The following is an 18,740-nucleotide window of genomic DNA, read 5'->3' as shown; positions in this document are numbered from 1 at the left end:
TTTCCAATTATAATATTTCTCAGGTAGTCCATTCCAAAGTTTTATACTTCTTCTCCTTATTTCTGTAAAATTTAAAATTATGAGCTCAGATTGGGTCATTTGCTATTTTTTTCGAAAAGTAACGCTAGTAGGCCGATGTGTGCTTATTGCAGGTCTAAGGTATAAAAAGTAGCAATATTTCGGGGGTACACTATTTTTAGTGGAGCAAGCCGGAACGAGCGTGACGCTTGCGCTAGCGGGGGGGGAGTTGTTATTTTAATGATTATGGGGTTGTGCAAGGGTTACCGTCTTTGTTGGCGGTAGGGCGTTTTATTCAATTAAAAGACTGTCTAAATGCAATAGGTGAAATATTAGTTTTGTTCTTAAATAATTTACTAAATGAAGCAGGGTATTCAAAACCCAATTCATAAGCAATTTCACTAACACTTAGTTCTGTAGTTGACAATTTTTCTTTGGCTTTTTCAATTAACTTATTCTGAATGTGTTGTTGTGTACTTTGTCCGCTAATTATTTTTAATACGCTACTTAGGTAATTAGGCGACAAATTTAAATCATTTGAAATTTGAGCAACAGAAGGAACTCCATTAATAAGTGTCTCGCTATTGTTAAAATAGTTATTTAATGTTTGTTCAAGTCTTATGAGAATTTGATGATTGCTAATTTTTCTTGTAATAAATTGCCTCTCATTGTTGTAATCAGTAGCGACACGCAGGAGTAAGCACGAAAGATTGAGTTTCTATATTTTTACCCGACTGAAGTCCGCCCACAAACCCTTTATTTTTATCTTCCAGAATTGAAGGTTCAATAAAATGTTTGAAGAATGTTCATTTGCAAATTATCTTTATAATTTTAGGTTTAAGATTTAACTTTTATTACTTAAAGTAACTGTGTTTTTAACAATTCAAACGTAAGTTCCATCCCATCTCTAAAAATTGTAATAGACAAGGGGTCTGTTTCATCATCAAAATCATTGCTTAAAATATTACAATATTGCTCTTCTGTAATATTCGCATAATTTGTATCGTTAATACTCAATATTTTGTCTCCATTCTTTAACGATTTTGAGGCACTTGATGTCTCTACAACTGCATTTACATAAACGCTTTCTTGTTCATACAGCGTTTTAAAACCATACGTTCTATAAGAGTCATTACCTGCTTTGGTGATTTCTATCATTTTTATTTTTTTACTGTTCCAGTTTAAGATTACTCGATAGTTTTTAAAGAACGCTAAGCCTAAATTATTACTAGCACCCGTTAGTACTCTAGTATGTATATTATTAACAGTATGATTCCCTATTTTTAATTCATCAATCATTGTATGGTAAAATGGCTTTTCTTCCGTACGTCCAAATCCACCAAAAGATTTTTGACTTCCTGATACATATTCTTTTATTAGATTAGCCTCTAATTGCTCTTCAAAATATTTTGTTCTCAATAGATTAGTTCCTGAATTTCCAAAATCCACCGTATTATTTAGTGTTTTTTCTCCATTGATTTGTAATGTAAGAGCTGGTATTCCCGCTGTTCCGATGTACATTCTGGATTCTATGGTCTCCGTTGGAATGTCTAATTTATTTTCGTCATTCGTTATTGTAATTAACTGATTTTTAAAATCAAAATCCCAAACTGCTTTTCGCATTAAATTAGAGCCGATGAATCCATAAATTTTTGTACAGGCAATTTCTGTAATTTTGTTAAGGTCAACTATTGATGCAATAGTATTTTGAAAATCAATATCTCCTATTTTAATACTACCAATCCTTGTATATTCGGTTGTATTTTCTGTGGCATTAACATCAGACATTTCTTCTGTGCCTAAAACTTTACTATTGAGTTCTTCTGCTAATTCTTTGGTTAACAAGTTTGAATGACCTGTGTCTAAAATAAAATTATAAGCTTTATTTTCTATTTCTACTTCTAAAACAATCCAACCATTAACGTATTTAAACGGAATGGTAGTTTTAAAATCTTCTTGAACAACATTTCCTTGTTTTAATATTTTGTCAATATTTGAACCTGCACAGCTTGACAATAATAATATTATTGAGATAAGTGGATAAAACAATTTTTTTAATTTCATAATTAGTGCTTATTTGGACATTGGTTTTTAGTAATGAGCAAACATTAGTTATTTACTTCTAACTACATAGACGTTAATTCTATTGAAATGGTTGCCTGATTTTTTTTGAGCCATTTATGCTAACGGTTTAGCTATGAGCCGTACGGGGCACGCCATCTGCGACAGCAGTGGGCGAGTTGGCGCGTTGGCCGCTTTCCGCCACGCACATAGCGAGATCCTTTGGTTTTGTTTTTTCTTTTTTTGTGTCAAAGCGAAATCCCATCTCGATAGCTATCGGGATTGCGGACATAATAAAAATACGCAATCCTTTCGATTAAGCGCGAAGCCCGTGTGGTTTATAGGTTTGGTTACCAACTGTTTTTCTCCGTCCGAGTGTCCGTTTCCCAACTCCGAACGAGTAAAAAGTCCATCAAGACAATAGTGGTTTTATAACTCTTATAAGGTAAATAATACGGACTGTAGTTCCTTGGACTCTATAGATATAATTTCTATTGGATTGCTTTTGAAGTATTGTATTTTGTCTTTTATTTCAACACTTTCTAAAACCAAACATTTTATTATATCATTTGCCTTAGATTCATTAAAATCATTATCATTTACAATATAAAATGTTTCAGGTTTTTTTTTCAGGCTTACAATTTTTTCTTTATCTGTGTCAATTAGAGTAGGAGAGAAATCCAGAGGTTTTTTCATATTACTTTTATTAATATTGTTGATTGCTCCAAAAATAACCTCCATTTTCATCAAATAGTTCCTCCATTTGATTTATTTGCTTTTTTATTGATAAGGTATCTTTGATTTGTGAAATGCCAAGCCATGCGAGACCAATCGCAATTGCATGAAAAAATATTATGCCAAACCAATTATTGATTTCTAGCATGTGAGCCATAGGGGTTTGTCCATTCTCTTCAACTGTTAAATACTGCCAATATAATATACCCAATCCTAATCCAATCATAAACAGACCGTAGATTGGTTTTACTAGACCTCTCCCCAACCAAAAAGTAAATCGCTTAAGGGGTGTCATGTCACGATACAATTTCATCTTTGTTTTATTGAGAGAATTACAATGAACACATTTAATAACAGATGGTCCACAAGAACTGTCCCCACCATATTCCATAAAAGCCCATGTCTTTTTACAATGTCCACATTTGCTAGTTTGATAGGTTCCCATTTGTACTTAATAAATTTTAGTTTGTTGTATTTTCAAAATAGTTGGTAACGTACGTATATGTGTACAATTACACATATACCTCTTTATTTGGGTATAAATGTAATCGTTTAGCTTGCCCAAATACATGCCAATATAAAAGATCGTACACTTGTATTCTTACAGAAAAGCGTAATCTCAAAAAAAAATAGGGTTAAAATCTAAAAAGCAAAAGTAGTTGATATGTCTAGTAGTTATAAGCTTGTTAGTGAGTGAGTTGTCACGAGCGTGACGCTTGCGCTAGCGGGGGTGATGGGGGTACTCCGTCATTTGATGGCGGAGCCATCCATTCGATTGGCTGTAGTGTTTTTTCAATCCCATATGTTTGGTCTATCAATTTTCATTGCTCTTAAATACGACAAAAAATGTCCTGCGTGAACTGATTCGTGATATCCGATCCGTAATAAATATTTTCCAAGTATTTTCTTTTCTCCGTTCCCTGGATGAATGATTTCGGTTTCGTTTAATTCCGTATCCGAAAATTGCCGTACACTTTCTATAAATGTTTTTCTATAAGGTTCGGCAAATTCAAGTTCATCAGTAACGCTAATGAATGGTCGGTTTTCCCAAGGTGTTTTATAATTTGTCATATCACCTTGGTTAATAATAAGATTCCATCCATAATCAGCCTCCAAAACGTGTCTTATCATTTCTGACGCACTCATTGCTTTTTCGTCAGGTTTCCAATTATAATATTTCTCAGGTAGTCCATTCCAAAGTTTTATACTTCTTCTCCTTATTTCTGTAAAATTTAAAATTATGAGCTCAGATTGGGTCATTTGCTATTTTTTTCGAAAAGTAACGCTAATAGGCCGATGTGTGCTTATTGCAGGTCTAAGGTATAAAAAGTAGCAATAGTTCGGGGGTACACTATTTTTAGTGGAGCAAGCTGGAACGAGCGTGACGCTTGCGCTGGTGGGGGAGGGCGGTACTCCGTTCGTAACTAGGGGCGGACCCTGTGCGGTCGTACTTTATTTTTGTCTGTCTGTCAGCGTTGGCAAAGACATACTCTTTTGCAATTTTTGGCTTGTGTGTCGGCTGGTGCGAATTGCAAATGTGTATGGCTTTAGCGTTGGCATTATTCGATTATTATTTTTCTAAATGTTATTGATATTCTTCTATCACGTTTTATTGCTTCTCCATTAAACTTATCCGTTTTACGTGGGGAAATTCCGTGATACCAATTGTATCTGCTTTCTTCTTCCATAACCAATAGAGTTCTTGGTTCAACGAATATTTCTGTTTTATTTTTTGAATGTGGTTCTTTTTCAAAGTTCATAATACAGCTTGAACCAAGTGACAATGAAATAATGGTGTCTCCAAAACAAGGCTCACAATCAATATGTGGAGCTATTCCTTGTCCACTTTCATATTCATTTATAATAGCTTGGTCAGGAATGAAATTAATGAAGCCTTTATCATAGATACTTTTAGCGACATCACTTAGCCAATTTGGTAGTTTTCCGAGATAAAATGAATTATCGATTTTTCTTGCTTTGTAATCGTATTTAAAACCATAATGCTGAACTCTTCTTGTTAGGTCATTGAGCCACTGAGAATTATCAATGTGTTCCATCAAAGATTTTTCTGTTTTGTGGTCTATGAAATCAGGGTACAGTCTTAACCCATTGACTTCTTTAGCTTTTTCAAGGGAAAGCTCTCGTTTCGTTGGTTTGCTATGTCCAAATAAATCTGTCTGCATTAGTTACTTATAATTTCATAGGTGAACGTTTCTGATTTGTCATACCAACTTTGAGCAGAATTTTTATAAGAAACAGATTCGGATTTACGAACAATAGTATTATTCAGGTTCTTTAAGTGTCCTTTAAATTTTGAGAAGTTATGATGCCTATGAACTGGATTTTGATAAATAAGAATATACTTGTTCAATGGATATCGCTGAACAAGTGAATTGATGTCATTCACTAAATCAATTATTTGGTCAGAATCCAAGTTTGCGAACAAATAAGAGAAGTTAAGAACTACAGTGTTAGAGGCTCTAAACCAATCGTCCAATAAATTATCATTAATCTGCTTAATGGAATTAGCGAATTCAAAAGTTGTGTTTGAATTGAAAACTACACTGTTTGAAAATTCTCTCGCTTTATCAAGCATAGCGTTGGATATGTCTATCCCAATATAGTTCATTACGAAGTCTGGATTGATATTCTTACAAACTTGATTAAAAGCTAACCCTGATGTTAAAGGGCCACAACCAAAATCAAAAAATGTTGCTCTTCCTGAAGTTTGTTTCAATTCAATTTCAAATAGTTCTTTATAGCTATCAAAAATCGAATAACCTGAAAAATAGTGCTTACGCATATTATAGAAACAATACAGATTGACCTTGTCTGCAACGCTAAATTCTTGAGCGAATAAATTTGTTTGAAAATTCACATCAAAATTAGCTCTGCCATACTCGATGACATTATTTCTTATGAAATCATTAGATGCACCTAAAAGTACTTCCCACCAATTTTGACCTGTTTCCTGAATCTTATTTGTAGTACGCTTATCATTTTTTAAAATATCAATAATTAAGCTTTCAAACGTTGACGCAAACTCATCATCAGGAGCGTATGTTTTACCTTCTATTGATTCAACAGAATCAAAGTATGTGAATTTTATATTGTCTTTTAATACATCAGAAATCGAATCCCAAACATAGCCGCCTTTTGACTTGATAAATTCGATTAGTTTGAAATAAACAAGGTTATTCGATAGGAAGGAATCATTCCCAATCAAAATTAATTGTTCCTTAGCTCTTGTCAGAGCAACATTGAGTTTTCTGTCTACTGTGCCTTCATCATTTAGATTAACAATTCCATTTAGTTGATATGGGTTATTTATAGCAAATGAGAAAATGATAATATCCCTTTGGCTTCCTTGGTAACGCTCAACAGTGTCAACTGTAATATCTTCAAAATTTGGTATTTGAGCTTCTTCTAACTTCTGCTTTATTCTCGCAATTTGATTTCGGAATGGAGCAATTATTCCGATTGTTTTTTTGTTATCAAATCCTTTGTTGTTGTACGAATAGAGCTTTTTTAATTCTTCAACAATCTTCACGACTAAATCAGCTTCCAAGTCATTTGATTTACCAAAATGGTTTTTTTCGTCAATTTTGCTAGGGAAATAGATAACGCGTTTTCTAGAAAGCAAGTCGGTTAAATTACCTTTAGTCGGACTTTTCAGCTCTAGAGGTTTCACTTGTCGGCTTAACTCATTTTTTGCACTTTCGTTTAGATTTGGTATATCAAAAGCTTGCTTTAGTTCTGAATTATAGAAGCTATGATTTGGGAATAATGCTATTTCTTGATGCATTCTTCCCTGATAGGTCAGCTTGTCGTATGCAAATTCTAAACTGTTTATTTCGCAATAATTGTAGAGTCTTTCAAATAATGAGTTTTTCCTGTTTTCTAATCCAATTGTTTCTAAAATCTTATTATTGGTTTTTGAACTCTCTGGGTCTTGTAATACAATTGCTGGTAATTGTTTATGGTCGCCAATTAAAATAAACTTTGAACACTTTGGAAGAATGCCCACAATCTGGGGTTCTAAAATTTGAGAGGCTTCATCTACAATAACAACGTCAAATTTCTTTAACTTAAATATATCTGTTTTGCTAGATATTGAAGCTACTGTCGAAATAAAAATGCGGTGTTTAGATAGAACAGTATTGATACTGTCCCTAGAAAATTTTTCTCCATTTTGTTCTAGTCTTTTTGCTTCACTTTCGATAATGTTATTCAAAAGGTTATGCTTATGTTCATCTGAACAAGAGAGTTCGCTTCCAATTCTAACAAAGTTTCTGTCTGAACGTCCGTAGTTTACATTACCATCATTCATATCATCAAAGTTTATGATGGCATTATTTACAGTTTCGCAAAGCTCGTCAACCGCTCTGTTGGTGTATGCAAGCAAGAGGATATTACAAGACTCTTTTTTGTATAATTCTCTTACAAGTTCTTTTACAATGATGGAAGTCTTACCTGTTCCTGGAGGGCCGTTTAAAAGAAAATAGTCTTTGTTTGAAAGTGCCTTATTGATGATTCTATTTTGTTCATCTGACAATTTTTCTTGATGATAACCGTGATTATTTCCATTCTGTGGCTTTTCAGTTGTGAGAATTAAATCTTGCTTGGCTTTTGATGAATTAAGGAAAGCATAAATATTTCTATACATTGCTGTGAAAGAAGAATCCATAAAATCACGTTCCAAAGCCCACTTATCATATTGTTCAAAAAACTTTGTGTTACGCTGTTTGTAGCGAAAGCTTGCGACTACCTTATCCTTAGTTATTGACTTGATTGAACACTTGAATATTTGATTTGATGTAACATTGTCATTTTCTGAAACTCTCGGATATAGAACACAGATGTCTCCATTTCGGAAGTTTACAAACTCATTGTATCCTGATGGGCGAGTGAAAATAATTTCTTTTTCGTCTCTGTCAACATAGTTGGAATCTATTTTAAGGTCATACAGTATTTCAAATTTATCTGTTTTCTCTGAAAATGAGTTTATCCAAAGATTCGCTAACCCGTTATTTGACTCATATTGTCCATTACCCAATTTCGCTAAATATTGTTCTTTGGCTATGAAGCTTACAAGTGAAAAAAAGTAGATTTTTTCTAACTCATTGGCAGATTTTATTGGATTAATAAATTCATCTATCTGTGGTTCTAAAATTGCCCTAAAGTTTGGATGGACATTAGGAGAGTTAATTATGGTATCGGGAGTGATTTTTTGTAGTAATTCTTTCGTTCTGGATAAATCGTCAGACGCGAAAGTGTATTCATTTACAATGATTTTGTTTCTAAGGTTAAAAATTGATTGTACCCTTTTTAATGTTGGTCTATCAAACCTTAAATTATTCTCCGCAACTTTTGAATAGAGAATATATCCTTCTGTTTTTTCAGCGATTTCTCCAAATCCAAGGTGGTTAATTACTCCAATAAGTTGATAATATAAGAAAAGCTGAGACTTGTGATTTGGTTTAATGCTTTCTCCGTCATCTGGAAATGGTACACCACCTGACTTTAATTCAATAATTTTTGACTTACCAATTTTGTTGAGTTCTAGAATATCCAAACGTCCCTGAATACCATATAAGTCGCAAAGAAAAGCTGGTTCTAGCGATGCTGTTTCTATTGAAATGCCATAGTTTTCGATATCGTTTGTTACAACTCGCTTTATTCTGTCAAAATGAAGTTGAGCATCTTGCCAATACTTGATGAATTTATCTTTTTCAATTAAATCTAGGCAAGCGGTGTATTCAAATGGATATGATTTAAAATCCTTATCGAATGTCTCCTTAAAGGTTATTTTGTTACTATCTGCTTCTCCAAAAAGCTCGTCTACAACTAAATTAGCAAAGTTTCCTAAACGTATGTATTTCGTGTTTGGAATCTCTTCAAATTTAGACTTGATGTAATTTAATTCGGTATATCCATAATCTTGAAAACATTCTGCAATCGAAGATATATCTACTAAGTAATCGGGTTCAAGAATTATAAATTTCGGGTGGTAGATTTCCGATTCATCAATTTCAATATTTACCAAATAGAGTTGAGCACCAATCCAAAAATCATTTACTGATTTAAACGTAGCATTGACATCATCTTCGTTTATCCTTACTCGTACATAATCTTCACCTTCATTGTTTTCTGTTTCACAAATCAAAAATTCACTTTGAATCTCGATTATTTCAACTCTTATTTTATCAAGCCGTGATAATGTAGTTTCACTTTTTTCTTTCCGATATTCAGTAGTAGGATAAAGTGATTGAATTTCTTCAGGAACTGCAAATCCACAAGTTTTAGAAATGAATTCACTTAAATACTTAAAGTGTGTTTGATACTCTTCGTTTGAAGGACGGATATTCTCGTGTAGTACCTTATTTGCTACTATCCTAAATGAGTGAATTTGTCTTGAGGTTTTGAATTTGTCGCAAATAAAGGACAGTCTAGAAAACAGGTTTGAAAATTGAAGAGTTTCTGAACTTGTCAACTCTTTAGTTATTTTTTCAAGTAGGGTTCGGAGTTGAACATATTTCAGATGAATTGGAATATTCTCGTCTGAGTGAACTTCAAGTAGTTCTTCGAAATAATCTATTGCTTTAGTTTTTGTTTGCATATTTTCTTTTAGCGTTGGCAAAAAACAGCTCTTTTGGTTTTTTCAGCGTTGGCTTTGCGTGTCGGCAAAAACCAAATGTGCTGTTTGTGCGGTTGGCTTTTCTTGTATGCCGCACAACGTACGTATATATGTACAATTACACATATACCTCTTTATTTGGGTATAAATGTAATCGTTTAGCTTGCCCAAATACATGCCAATATAAAAAATCTTACACTTGTATTCTTACAGAAAAGCGTAATCTCAAAAAAAACAGGGTTAAAATCTAAAGAGCAAAAGTAGTTGATATATCTAGTGGTTATAAACTTGTTAGTGGAGCGAGTTGGCACGAGCGTGACGCTTGCGCTGGCGGGGGGCTTACTATTGTTGTAATCAGTAGCGACACGTTGGAGTAAGCACGAAAGATTGCTTTTCCTTATTTTCCGTCCGAGTAAAGTCTATCTGCGCAATATATGCGTTTGGGTAAAGTCCACTTGTTAAAAGTTGCTTCCTATGTATTAGTTGAAGGTTCATTTATAATTTTACACCAGTCCAACTTCCGCTATCATCTTCAGCATTGCTTGTCCAAAGCCCAGAAGCGTAGTTGTCCATAAAACTTCCGTTAAATTCACTACCTATTTCAGATGTTCCAATAGTTGCATTTAAAACACCATTTTCGGAAATATTCCCCATTATTTGATATGAGTTTGAGGATTGTATAGAGGTAAATGTTCCAATTACAGATTTATTTATGTCAATTCTTATAGACCAATTACCGCTATCCGTATTCCCAGCATATTGTCCGCTCCACATTCCTTCGTAAACAAATATTTCATTTTCATCATTTGAACATGAGTTCAATAGAAAAACACTTAAAATTAGAAATACGAGACTTTTTGCTTTCATAGATTATCTTTAATTTAATGTTTCTAATTGCGCTCTTATTTCTTTTTTGAGCTATTGATTACAACGTAAGCCTAAAGTTCTTGAGTTAATTTTACAAGTTTTTCTAAAATCAATTATCGAAAAAGGTAGAATATTATTAGGCAAATTATAAAAACTTAAAAAATCACTACGAGGGTTGCAATTGAATCCCATTAGATAAAAGACAATATTCTTTTAAGTTTTTCTCCTATTCTCTGTTTGATTTTCACTTAATTATTTTCATCCGTACTTCATCAATCTACGGTGCTTTTCATTTATTGAGGAAAGCTTTTCAATTATTTCGGAAGTCTCCTTTTCTAGAATGCTCACATTATTAAGTTGAATAGCAGTGCCTGCCATACATACCATTAGCATTCCTTTGCTTCCTCCAATTTCAGAATAATCTATATCGGTTGCGATAACAGCATTGCCACCTAAGTCTAATGCTTGTAGTCTTAATTGGTTAAAACACATGTTTTCTCCAGCTTTCAACTTTTGATTATACCTGCCAGATTGGGCGCCAAAAAAATCAGTGAAAGATGAGGTGAATTCAGAAATAACTCCGGTGCCAGTTGTAGATTGACCTGTAACCATACCTAAAACTTTATAATCCCAATTAAGTGGTGAATGAGTGGAAATCACAGGAACTGCTCCAATATTGTCTTTAAAATACTTGGTTAATTTATTTCTTTCCGCTGTCATTGTTTTAACGTGCTGGTCGTAAAGTCCATTCCCACACTTTGTACAATATCCATCAGATTTTGTGTCATTATATTCGTTTATAATTTTTATTTGTACGTCATTTAATAATTTGGTGTTTGAAAACAAACCATTATTTAATTCCGTTTTACAGTTTGGGCAATTGGTGATTTTTGACATCGTTTGCTGATTGGTTTTGATTGTTAGCGGCTCTGTATATGAAAAGAAACACTAAAAAAAGGCAATAAGTTTCGGATAATAAACAAGCCGAATCATTTACTAATTATTTTAAATTTGTCAATAAGCTGATTTTTAAACTTTGGCGACTTTCCAAACAAGCTATAACTTGTACATTAAGTCAGGTGCTTTTGTTACCTTATTTTAAACCTCCAGATCTGATAGTTTCCTTTCTTAGAACCTCTATCAGAACTAAAATAAATGTAATTGTCAGTTGACCAATAAGGTGAAAAATCATTTGATTCGTTTGTGGTATGTTGTTTTAGATTCTCACCATTTGTATTTATAGAATATATGTCAGAGTCTTTTTTGTTATTTTTTGTTAAATGAAAAACAATCTTATCTCCATTTGGACTCCAATTCGGATGTGTAGCATATCCAATTTGATTGTCTGTTAATTGTTTAGGAGAATCACCATCTATTGACATCGTCCATATTGTTCCTGTTTCTTCTGTCTTTCTTTTATTTAAATCATATTTAACAAAAACAATTTCTTTTCCGTCTGGTGAGATTACTGGAAAACTACCCTCTCCAAGCATTTTCAATTCTCCTGTTTCAATATTTTTCAACCAAATTTGATTTTTTGTTACTGATAAACCAGAATACTGCGCTGCTCGTGCCGTGTTTTTTGTTACTTTAATGTACACTTTAGGAGGAGCTCCTTTTTCAAATATTACAAGTTTACCATCCTTTGACCATGATGGATTGTATTCATTTTCGTCTGTATATGTAATCTGAGTTATTGCTTTTCCCTCAAATGCATCAACGTAGTATATATCAAAATTTGTTTTGTCGAAATACTGGAAAACAATTTTATTGTTTGCACTACAAAAATTAGGAGCTAAATTAAAATTGTCTCCGCTTGTCTTTTGGATTATTGCTTTTGATAGTACGTTATCTTTTAAGTAAATGTTATATGCTCCATCATTTTCACGAGCTGCAAAAACCAAATTACCATTTTTATCACCACCATGAGGATTGATAGATGGTTTGTCACTATCAGTGATTTTTGAAAGAGCATCAAAACTTTCGCCTTCCGATGTCATTAAGTATGTCGAAGTTGCACAACTCGACATTATTAAGCTGAAAAAAACAGCATAACTTAATTTTGTAATAATTTCATTCCTCATTTTAATTTGTTTTGGTATATGGTTGAGTATAATTAATGGCTATTAGGCACACATCCTAACAGCCATCGTATTTAGGGTTAAAAAATTACTTTGTTTGTGTTCACTAGCATTTTAGAAATATTTTTCCCATTCCTGATTTTGTGAAAATACGGTTGGTTAAACGGTATGCTACAAATATCTCCGTTTTGAATGTTACCGCCTTACGTAAAAGCGTAATCTCAAAAAAAAATAGGGTTAAAATCTAAAAAGCAAAAGTAGTTGATATGTCTAGTAGTTATAAACTTGTTAGTGAGCGAGTTGGCACAAGCGTGACGCTTGCGCTGGCGGAGGGGAGTTGTTATTTTAATGATTGTGGGGTTGTGCAACGGTTACTTTTGTTAGCAAATGTGGCGATACGTTCGAGTAAGCACGAACGATTACGTTTCCGTATTTATTTCCATCTCAGTAAAATCCATTGCGTAAATTAGTCAATAGGTCTTTTTACATAGGTATTTCAGAAGCGTAAAGTCTATCAGAATAAAGTTGCCATATAAAATTCAACTATTATTTTTCCTTGATGATAGTTCTATTTTAATTTTTTTAATATAACTATTTAAAGCACTAACACTTGCAAAACAAGCGAATGCAACCCCTAGCAAATTTATGTCCAACGTATTGGACCCTTTCGTTATCATACCATAAATAATAACCACCATTAAAACAAGTGATACTCCTATGATGGCTCCTGAAATTCCTTTCCACTTTTTGATTTCTGATTCTAATTCAGATTCGGTTTTGTTCTTTAATTCTTCGTCTTTCATAACGTTAGGATTTTTTTTGAGCCATTTATGCTAACGGTTTAGCTATGAGCCGTACGGGGCACGCCATCTGCGACAGCAGTGGGCGAGTTGGCCGCTTTCCGCCACGCACATAGCGAGATCCTTTGGTTTTGTTTTTTCTTTTTTTGTGTCAAAGCGAAATCCCATCTCGATAGCTATCGGGATTGCGGACATAATAAAAATACGCAATCCTTTCGATTAAGCGCGAAGCCCGTATTTTTTTATAGGTTTTGTGGTTGTTGCTCAACTCAAAATTAAAAATAAACACGTCTACCCTGATACGTGATGCAAATAATACCCTTTTAAAATCAGTGTGTTATGATGTTTTAAATTTCAAAAAATAGGGTTTTGGACATCAACGTCGAGTTGTGCAATGCTTACTATTGTTGTAAGTAGTTTTTGTTAGATAGCCTAACTCAACTAATTCGCTTTTGTCATTAATTTCTTTTAAATATCCATTTTGAAGATACAAGATACAATCCGCTAAATTGATTACATTTTCATAATCGTGGTCCGTAATAATATATCCTTTATTCAACTTCATTTTCTTAATGTATTCTATGATATAATCCCGAACAATAGGGCTTACTCCTTTAAAAGGTTCATCAAGTAAGATGTATTCGGAATTAGAATGAATGATTAGTAATATTTCCATTATTCTTTTTTCTCCGCCAGATAAGTCTTGATTTTGTTTGTTTAACAATGGAATTATATGTTCGTTCTTAACTAGAATATCCGAATTATCTTTTGAAAGAAATAGCTTTATTAATGTACTTATTTTTATATTATTTGGTAAGAAATTGTCTTGTGGCAAATAGTTGATTAGATTTCTACCATCCGAAATATTTCTTATTATTTTTTTGCCTATTCGTACAAATTTCGATTCAGCCTTTTCAGTCCCAAATACTATTTTTAAAAGAGTAGATTTTCCAGAACCATTTCTGCCAATTAAACCCGTTATCTTGCCTTTTTCGCAAGAAAGAAATACATCACTTAGGATTACTTTATTATTGTATTTTTTGGTTAAACTGTCTATATGTAGTCTACTCATATTACAGATAATATCAACAGATTAATCAAAGCAATTACAAAGGTAGAAGCCCATAGCTCAAGATTACCTAATCCTAAATTATAGTAATAGTAATATTCGTTTTTATGCTTTATTTCATAAACGTAATATTGAATTATTGGAGCAATTATAATAAAACAGAATCCAATAGTAGAAAATTTGCCGCCAAGTAATATTCCAATCACGATTGAAATCATATACGAGATAAAAAATATTTTTTTTTGGAATAATAATATGTTTTTTAATATTCTCAAAGGTATATTTTTAAATTACTTACAACGGCTCGGCTAAGCGTAGTGCAGAGGCAAGGAAACTTTTCGTTTCCGTCTTAGCACGAAGCTAAAGCTTATTGTTTAGTTCTGTTTTTTCTTGTTTAAAGCTAAATTTTGAATATTTCGCCAACGCGTAATTTTCAATTTGGCGGACTTTATAAATATACAGTACCTTTCGATTTAGGATAGAAGTCCGCATTTCGTTCAGGTTTTGTCGGCAGTAGTTGTTATTTCAGTCTGAATGTAATAGGAATTGTTTTATAGACTACTACACTTTGTCCATTTTTTTTATAAGGTTCTAATTGTTTTAAAGAATTCATAATTGCAAAACATTCGGTATCTAATAGAATGTCAGCTCCTTCCGTAATGCTTAGATTATCGACTTTTCCATTCTCGTCTATCGTGAATTGAACAGTAACCCTTCCTTCGGTTCCGTTTTCTACGGCTATCTCAGGATATCTAAAATGCTTTATGATATGTTGCTGAATTTTTTCGTTATTCGGATCAGATTGAGTAGCTGTTCCCAATTCCCAGTATCTAATTGCGTTTTCAGGAATAAATTCGCCATATTTTAGAGTGAAATTATAGTCTCTAGTCGATTCAATATTCCCTTTTTTGTCATATCGTGTCCATAAGCCATAGGGTTGTTTACCCAAGTAGGATTTAGACCAAATTTTCTGACCTTTTTTCGTTTTTGAGAAAGTATGATTTGTAACGCTGTCATTAATTTTTTTTATTTCCAGCATATATGGTCCACTTTCAACTTCTGTTTTACCATACTTATCTTTAAAATATTTGATTTCAGAATCTACCTGGCTAATAGCTAGATTTGAGAATAACAGGAGTAGGATTAAAATTTTTGTCATAAATGTTTATTTAAATTACATCTAGCGGCAGTCTGTCTCAAAACCACCTTTGATTTTGAATAAATTTAAGCAATTTGTGGTACAATGGATATCGGCCCGAAAGAAGGTTAGATTTTCATAAATAGGGATATAGGGTCCAAGAGCACATATTTCGGTCTCACAAGGAAGAAAAGGAACATTTTAAGGATGTTAGTTCGGTGTTTTTCCCTGGTTTCGGGCTTGCATCCTAATTTGATACGTCTTTTTAAATGCTAGGCCAGGGCAATCTGGAGAACATCGTCAGCGACCCTAAGCTTATGGCGCATTGTTCCCCGCGGTTGTTCATCCTTTACTTTATCGGTTACGATTTAGACGAGGAGCTCCCCTGGTACAGTACTTAGGTGTAAAACAGGGACAGGCATATGCTTGGAGTAGAACAAGAATGGGAGGATGGGCAGTAGCCCAAAGCCCTATACTTAGAACTACGATTACTGAAAAACGTCTAAGAAAAAGAGGTTATGAAAGTATGTTGGCGTACTACCTAAATATAAAGTTCTGATATAACGAAGCGCCGTATACAGCCTGTCCCGAACTTGTTTCGGGAAGACCCGTATGGCAGGTGGTGTGAGAGGCGCACTCTCCCTTTAATTAGGAGAGCCGTCTACTCGATTATGGGCTTTTTATCATTAAATAGTTTATCATTATTTCAAACTCAAAGATGATATCATTTAGTAGGATGAGTTCTCCATCTTTAACTTCTCTATAATTGTGGACAAGGATGTTTCTTATGTCGTAAAGTAAATCTCCAACATCTGTTCTTTCATCAACTCCATATTGATTTAAAAATTCGCGACAATCTCTTTTTAGACCTATAAGCATACTTTTTTCAAAGGTTCCATCATTTGGTTTTATTTCCCTTAGAACTTTGCGTATATTCTCGCGCTCGTTCCTTACTTTGTTAATAGATTCGATGAAATTGTTCTTTGTAACCAAGGCATTACTATAATCTTCAAGTATTTTTTCAAATTCAGAGTTGAATAAGTCAGTTAAATGATTTTCGATTATTTGGTAAATTAAATGGAATCGTATTAAGTGATGATCAAGTGATTTAAGATAATTAGTATAAAGTTTTTTTGAATAATCTGTTTTGTACACAGGATTAGTACCTTTTCGGATATTTATCTTTTTTTTGCCTCTATACCAATTTACAATGATATCATTTGGGCATTTATATCTTAGATTATGTTCATTCTTAAGAAAATAACCATGATTGGCTAGTGATGGTAAATAATCATAAATATCAAATGATGAGCCCAAAGCTTCGAGTGATACAGCGAATATTATTAAATCATCCTCAAATAAATCACTTAGCATAAATCTCTGTTTTTTTTCATTTATTTCCTTTTCAAGAAAAAATGAACTTGATAGAAGTTTTTGATAAGCCAAGTATCTGAATTGATTGAAGAATTCTTTTTCAGCGTAATCATTATCATTGCTTTCTAAAGTAGATAGAGGGAATACCCATCCTATACCTTTATCCAAATCAATTTCATTTGCCAAGAATATGTCATTTTCAGCATTTAGAGATATATTTTCTAAAATGAATACTTCGTATTGGTCAAGTGCTAATTCTTTTTCTTCCTTATTCGGTATGTATGCCACAGAGAATGAATCAGATATATCCTCATTTCCAATTATAAATGTTGAAGTATCAGAGTCAAATGAAAGCTGATCAAGTATTTTTCCATTGTAAAAAATCGACATAAAACTATTGTGTTTTACTTTGATACGTCAAATATGCTTCATCAATAGCCTTGCTAAAGTTCAGATATGCTTCACTCTTTTTATTGAAAAGCTCTCTAAACAAAAAGTGAAAAAACATTCGTTGGTCATTACCTATTTTTTTTGCAACGGTTCTGATTTTATCCAGCTTTAAAATCAAATTGTTAAAAGTGTCTTCTGGGTTGTCAACAGTAATTTCATTCAATAGATTGTTAATGTCCTTAATCTCTTTAATCCTTTCAAAATCCACAAGTTTGCCAATGGCAGAACCTAACCCTGTCATTACTTGAGATTTAGTAAATATTTTTTGAGCATTTTTACCAAAAGGTTGGCCAGATAAGCTCAATCCTTCGCCACATTTCCATTTATTAGATTTTGTGATTAATTCTGAGACTAAATTGTCGTAGGTAAAAAGAAATTCCTTAAATAAATCGGTTTCTTGGTTTTCCTTTGATAATTTTTCTAGGGTTTTTATATTTTCTAGAATATCATTTCTATCTATAGTAAGGAAGTCTCGATCTATGTACGAATTAAAGCCTTCAATAACATCCTTAAATTTATATTCACCTTTTTTTTGTGGAGTCTTGTCATCAGCTTCCAACAAAAGCTTAATTCCACCTAAATCATCCTCTAAATAATCAGAATATAATATTTCTATTTGATGCCTTAAAGACATTGGTGTTTGCCCAGAATTCAATGTTAGCATGCGATACAAGATTCCTAGCTTGTCGATTCCAACATAAACTTCTACACGGATTGGAAATTTTGAGATTTGTTCTAGTGTAGTTTCATCCTTCGAACTTCTTAAACTATTAAATAAATCTCTGATTGTATATGTCCTCTGTAGTCCATCTAGGATAATTAGATTACGTTGATGTTCTTTAATAAGTGATTCAAGTTTTTCCGGATGTTCCTCTATTAATTTGGAATCAAAAATCCCTTTTGTGTTTTTTGATAATGCTAATACAATTGGTGGTATTATACATCCTGTTTTTAAATCTTCCTTTAATAAGCTATAAACTGTGGAAGAGGATTTCACTCTTCTTCTTTGAAATGCATTGCTTTTAAGAATGTTTTCAGCAATTGATAAATACTCTTCCATGTATATCTCAAAGAGTAAATTAAAAGCCTTTACTTTCTTGTCGTATTGTCTATGTAATAATTTCATTTCGATGCATTTTTTAGGGTTGCTGGTAACGGTTTAGCTATGAACAGTACGGGAGCAAACTAGCTTTTGCTTTCCGCCACGCACATAGCGAAATCTTTTGGTTTTGTTTTTTCTTTTTTTGTCTCAAAGCAAAATCCCAAAGATTTTGCGGACTTCATAAAAATACGCAAACCTTTCAATTAAGCCCGAAGCCCGTATTGTTTATAGGTTTTGTGCCTGTTGCACAAGTTAACGAAAAAAACACATAGGCTAAAGGCGATCTTAACGTTGGGTCGTTAATTTTAGGTATGCAGGGAAAAAAGGAGTATCAAGAAAAACTGTTCGCCCATTTCCAGTTGAGCGAGCGAATCCCCAAGAACAATTTCTACAGGCGGTTGAAAGAGG

Annotated in this window: 15 protein-coding genes and 2 pseudogenes; 2 read left to right on the top strand and 15 right to left on the bottom strand. The window is 33.1% G+C overall.

The window, feature by feature from the left end:
* Positions 1-313 precede the first annotated feature (313 nt).
* The 13 genes and pseudogenes from B4Q04_RS21995 to B4Q04_RS21930 all read right to left on the bottom strand — a co-directional run.
* A pseudogene (locus B4Q04_RS21995) lies at positions 314-688 on the bottom strand (helix-turn-helix domain-containing protein); the annotation flags it as partial.
* A gap of 188 nt (positions 689-876) precedes the next feature.
* Entirely contained in the window at positions 877-2,082 is a 1,206-nt protein-coding gene (locus B4Q04_RS21990; protein WP_088698135.1) for an aspartyl protease family protein, read from the bottom strand.
* A 435-nt stretch (positions 2,083-2,517) separates the two neighbouring features.
* Positions 2,518-2,775, bottom strand: a complete 258-nt coding sequence (locus B4Q04_RS21985; protein ID WP_123772420.1) for a hypothetical protein — start codon at positions 2,773-2,775, stop codon at positions 2,518-2,520.
* 10 nt (positions 2,776-2,785) lie between these two features.
* Positions 2,786-3,259 carry a hypothetical protein gene (locus B4Q04_RS21980; RefSeq protein WP_088698133.1) on the bottom strand — a complete coding sequence of 158 codons (474 nt, stop codon included), beginning with the start codon at positions 3,257-3,259 and terminating at the stop codon, positions 2,786-2,788.
* Between the two features lie 347 nt (positions 3,260-3,606).
* Complete coding sequence (locus B4Q04_RS21975; protein ID WP_088698132.1) at positions 3,607-4,074, bottom strand: DinB family protein; 468 nt, start codon at positions 4,072-4,074, stop codon at positions 3,607-3,609.
* A gap of 299 nt (positions 4,075-4,373) precedes the next feature.
* Positions 4,374-4,997 carry an alpha-ketoglutarate-dependent dioxygenase AlkB gene (locus B4Q04_RS21970; protein ID WP_088698131.1) on the bottom strand — a complete coding sequence of 208 codons (624 nt, stop codon included), beginning with the start codon at positions 4,995-4,997 and terminating at the stop codon, positions 4,374-4,376.
* Positions 4,997-9,454 carry an AAA domain-containing protein gene (locus B4Q04_RS21965; RefSeq protein ID WP_236631075.1) on the bottom strand — a complete coding sequence of 1,486 codons (4,458 nt, stop codon included), beginning with the start codon at positions 9,452-9,454 and terminating at the stop codon, positions 4,997-4,999. Before B4Q04_RS21965 ends, B4Q04_RS21970 begins: the two co-directional genes overlap by 1 nt.
* Before the next feature lie 492 nt (positions 9,455-9,946).
* Positions 9,947-10,318, bottom strand: coding sequence for a hypothetical protein (locus B4Q04_RS21960; RefSeq protein WP_088698129.1), 372 nt, complete (start codon positions 10,316-10,318; stop codon positions 9,947-9,949).
* A gap of 258 nt (positions 10,319-10,576) precedes the next feature.
* Positions 10,577-11,215, bottom strand: coding sequence for a heavy metal-binding domain-containing protein (locus tag B4Q04_RS21955; protein WP_088698128.1), 639 nt, complete (start codon positions 11,213-11,215; stop codon positions 10,577-10,579).
* 191 nt (positions 11,216-11,406) lie between these two features.
* Positions 11,407-12,402: a TolB family protein gene (locus tag B4Q04_RS21950; protein ID WP_088698127.1), complete on the bottom strand. Its 996-nt coding sequence runs from the start codon at positions 12,400-12,402 to the stop codon at positions 11,407-11,409.
* Between the two features lie 536 nt (positions 12,403-12,938).
* Complete coding sequence (locus tag B4Q04_RS21945) at positions 12,939-13,202, bottom strand: hypothetical protein (RefSeq protein ID WP_013993995.1); 264 nt, start codon at positions 13,200-13,202, stop codon at positions 12,939-12,941.
* Positions 13,203-13,575: 373 nt separating this feature from the next.
* Positions 13,576-14,271: an ATP-binding cassette domain-containing protein gene (locus tag B4Q04_RS21940; RefSeq protein WP_088698126.1), complete on the bottom strand. Its 696-nt coding sequence runs from the start codon at positions 14,269-14,271 to the stop codon at positions 13,576-13,578.
* Positions 14,272-14,788: 517 nt separating this feature from the next.
* A complete protein-coding gene (locus tag B4Q04_RS21930) occupies positions 14,789-15,427 on the bottom strand; it encodes an energy transducer TonB (protein WP_088698124.1) in 639 nt (212 codons plus the stop codon).
* Between the two features lie 248 nt (positions 15,428-15,675).
* Here B4Q04_RS21930 and B4Q04_RS23205 point away from each other — a divergent pair, with 248 nt between their 5' ends.
* Positions 15,676-15,807 (top strand): transposase, encoded by a 132-nt coding sequence (locus B4Q04_RS23205; RefSeq protein ID WP_410543981.1) that lies wholly within the window; start codon positions 15,676-15,678, stop codon positions 15,805-15,807.
* A pseudogene (locus B4Q04_RS23005) lies at positions 15,804-15,965 on the top strand (group II intron reverse transcriptase/maturase); the annotation flags it as partial. The gene B4Q04_RS23205 and the pseudogene B4Q04_RS23005, both read left to right, overlap by 4 nt.
* Positions 15,966-16,075: 110 nt before the next feature.
* Here the strand turns inward: B4Q04_RS23005 and B4Q04_RS21920 are convergent.
* Both B4Q04_RS21920 and B4Q04_RS21915 read right to left on the bottom strand, forming a co-directional pair.
* A complete protein-coding gene (locus B4Q04_RS21920) occupies positions 16,076-17,170 on the bottom strand; it encodes a hypothetical protein (protein ID WP_088698122.1) in 1,095 nt (364 codons plus the stop codon).
* 4 nt (positions 17,171-17,174) lie between these two features.
* Positions 17,175-18,356 carry a hypothetical protein gene (locus B4Q04_RS21915; RefSeq protein ID WP_088698121.1) on the bottom strand — a complete coding sequence of 394 codons (1,182 nt, stop codon included), beginning with the start codon at positions 18,354-18,356 and terminating at the stop codon, positions 17,175-17,177.
* Positions 18,357-18,740: the final 384 nt, after the last annotated feature.

This window comes from Zobellia sp. OII3, assembly GCF_002211465.1.
Lineage (GTDB): Bacteria > Bacteroidota > Bacteroidia > Flavobacteriales > Flavobacteriaceae > Zobellia > Zobellia galactanivorans.
The sequence above is the reverse complement of the archived record's forward strand: the minus strand, read 5'-3'. Positions and strand labels throughout refer to the sequence as shown.

What these genes read in the sequence shown, in the direction of transcription:
- B4Q04_RS21990 (WP_088698135.1), bottom strand. Translation starts at nt 2,082, where the DNA reads ATGAAATTAAAAAAATTGTTTTATCCACTTATCTCAATAATATTATTA.
- B4Q04_RS21985 (WP_123772420.1), bottom strand. Translation starts at nt 2,775, where the DNA reads ATGAAAAAACCTCTGGATTTCTCTCCTACTCTAATTGACACAGATAAA.
- B4Q04_RS21980 (WP_088698133.1), bottom strand. Translation starts at nt 3,259, where the DNA reads ATGGGAACCTATCAAACTAGCAAATGTGGACATTGTAAAAAGACATGG.
- B4Q04_RS21975 (WP_088698132.1), bottom strand. Translation starts at nt 4,074, where the DNA reads ATGACCCAATCTGAGCTCATAATTTTAAATTTTACAGAAATAAGGAGA.
- B4Q04_RS21970 (WP_088698131.1), bottom strand. Translation starts at nt 4,997, where the DNA reads ATGCAGACAGATTTATTTGGACATAGCAAACCAACGAAACGAGAGCTT.
- B4Q04_RS21960 (WP_088698129.1), bottom strand. Translation starts at nt 10,318, where the DNA reads ATGAAAGCAAAAAGTCTCGTATTTCTAATTTTAAGTGTTTTTCTATTG.
- B4Q04_RS21955 (WP_088698128.1), bottom strand. Translation starts at nt 11,215, where the DNA reads ATGTCAAAAATCACCAATTGCCCAAACTGTAAAACGGAATTAAATAAT.
- B4Q04_RS21950 (WP_088698127.1), bottom strand. Translation starts at nt 12,402, where the DNA reads ATGAGGAATGAAATTATTACAAAATTAAGTTATGCTGTTTTTTTCAGC.
- B4Q04_RS21945 (WP_013993995.1), bottom strand. Translation starts at nt 13,202, where the DNA reads ATGAAAGACGAAGAATTAAAGAACAAAACCGAATCTGAATTAGAATCA.
- B4Q04_RS21940 (WP_088698126.1), bottom strand. Translation starts at nt 14,271, where the DNA reads ATGAGTAGACTACATATAGACAGTTTAACCAAAAAATACAATAATAAA.
- B4Q04_RS21930 (WP_088698124.1), bottom strand. Translation starts at nt 15,427, where the DNA reads ATGACAAAAATTTTAATCCTACTCCTGTTATTCTCAAATCTAGCTATT.
- B4Q04_RS23205 (WP_410543981.1), top strand. Translation starts at nt 15,676, where the DNA reads ATGCTAGGCCAGGGCAATCTGGAGAACATCGTCAGCGACCCTAAGCTT.
- B4Q04_RS21920 (WP_088698122.1), bottom strand. Translation starts at nt 17,170, where the DNA reads ATGTCGATTTTTTACAATGGAAAAATACTTGATCAGCTTTCATTTGAC.
- B4Q04_RS21915 (WP_088698121.1), bottom strand. Translation starts at nt 18,356, where the DNA reads ATGAAATTATTACATAGACAATACGACAAGAAAGTAAAGGCTTTTAAT.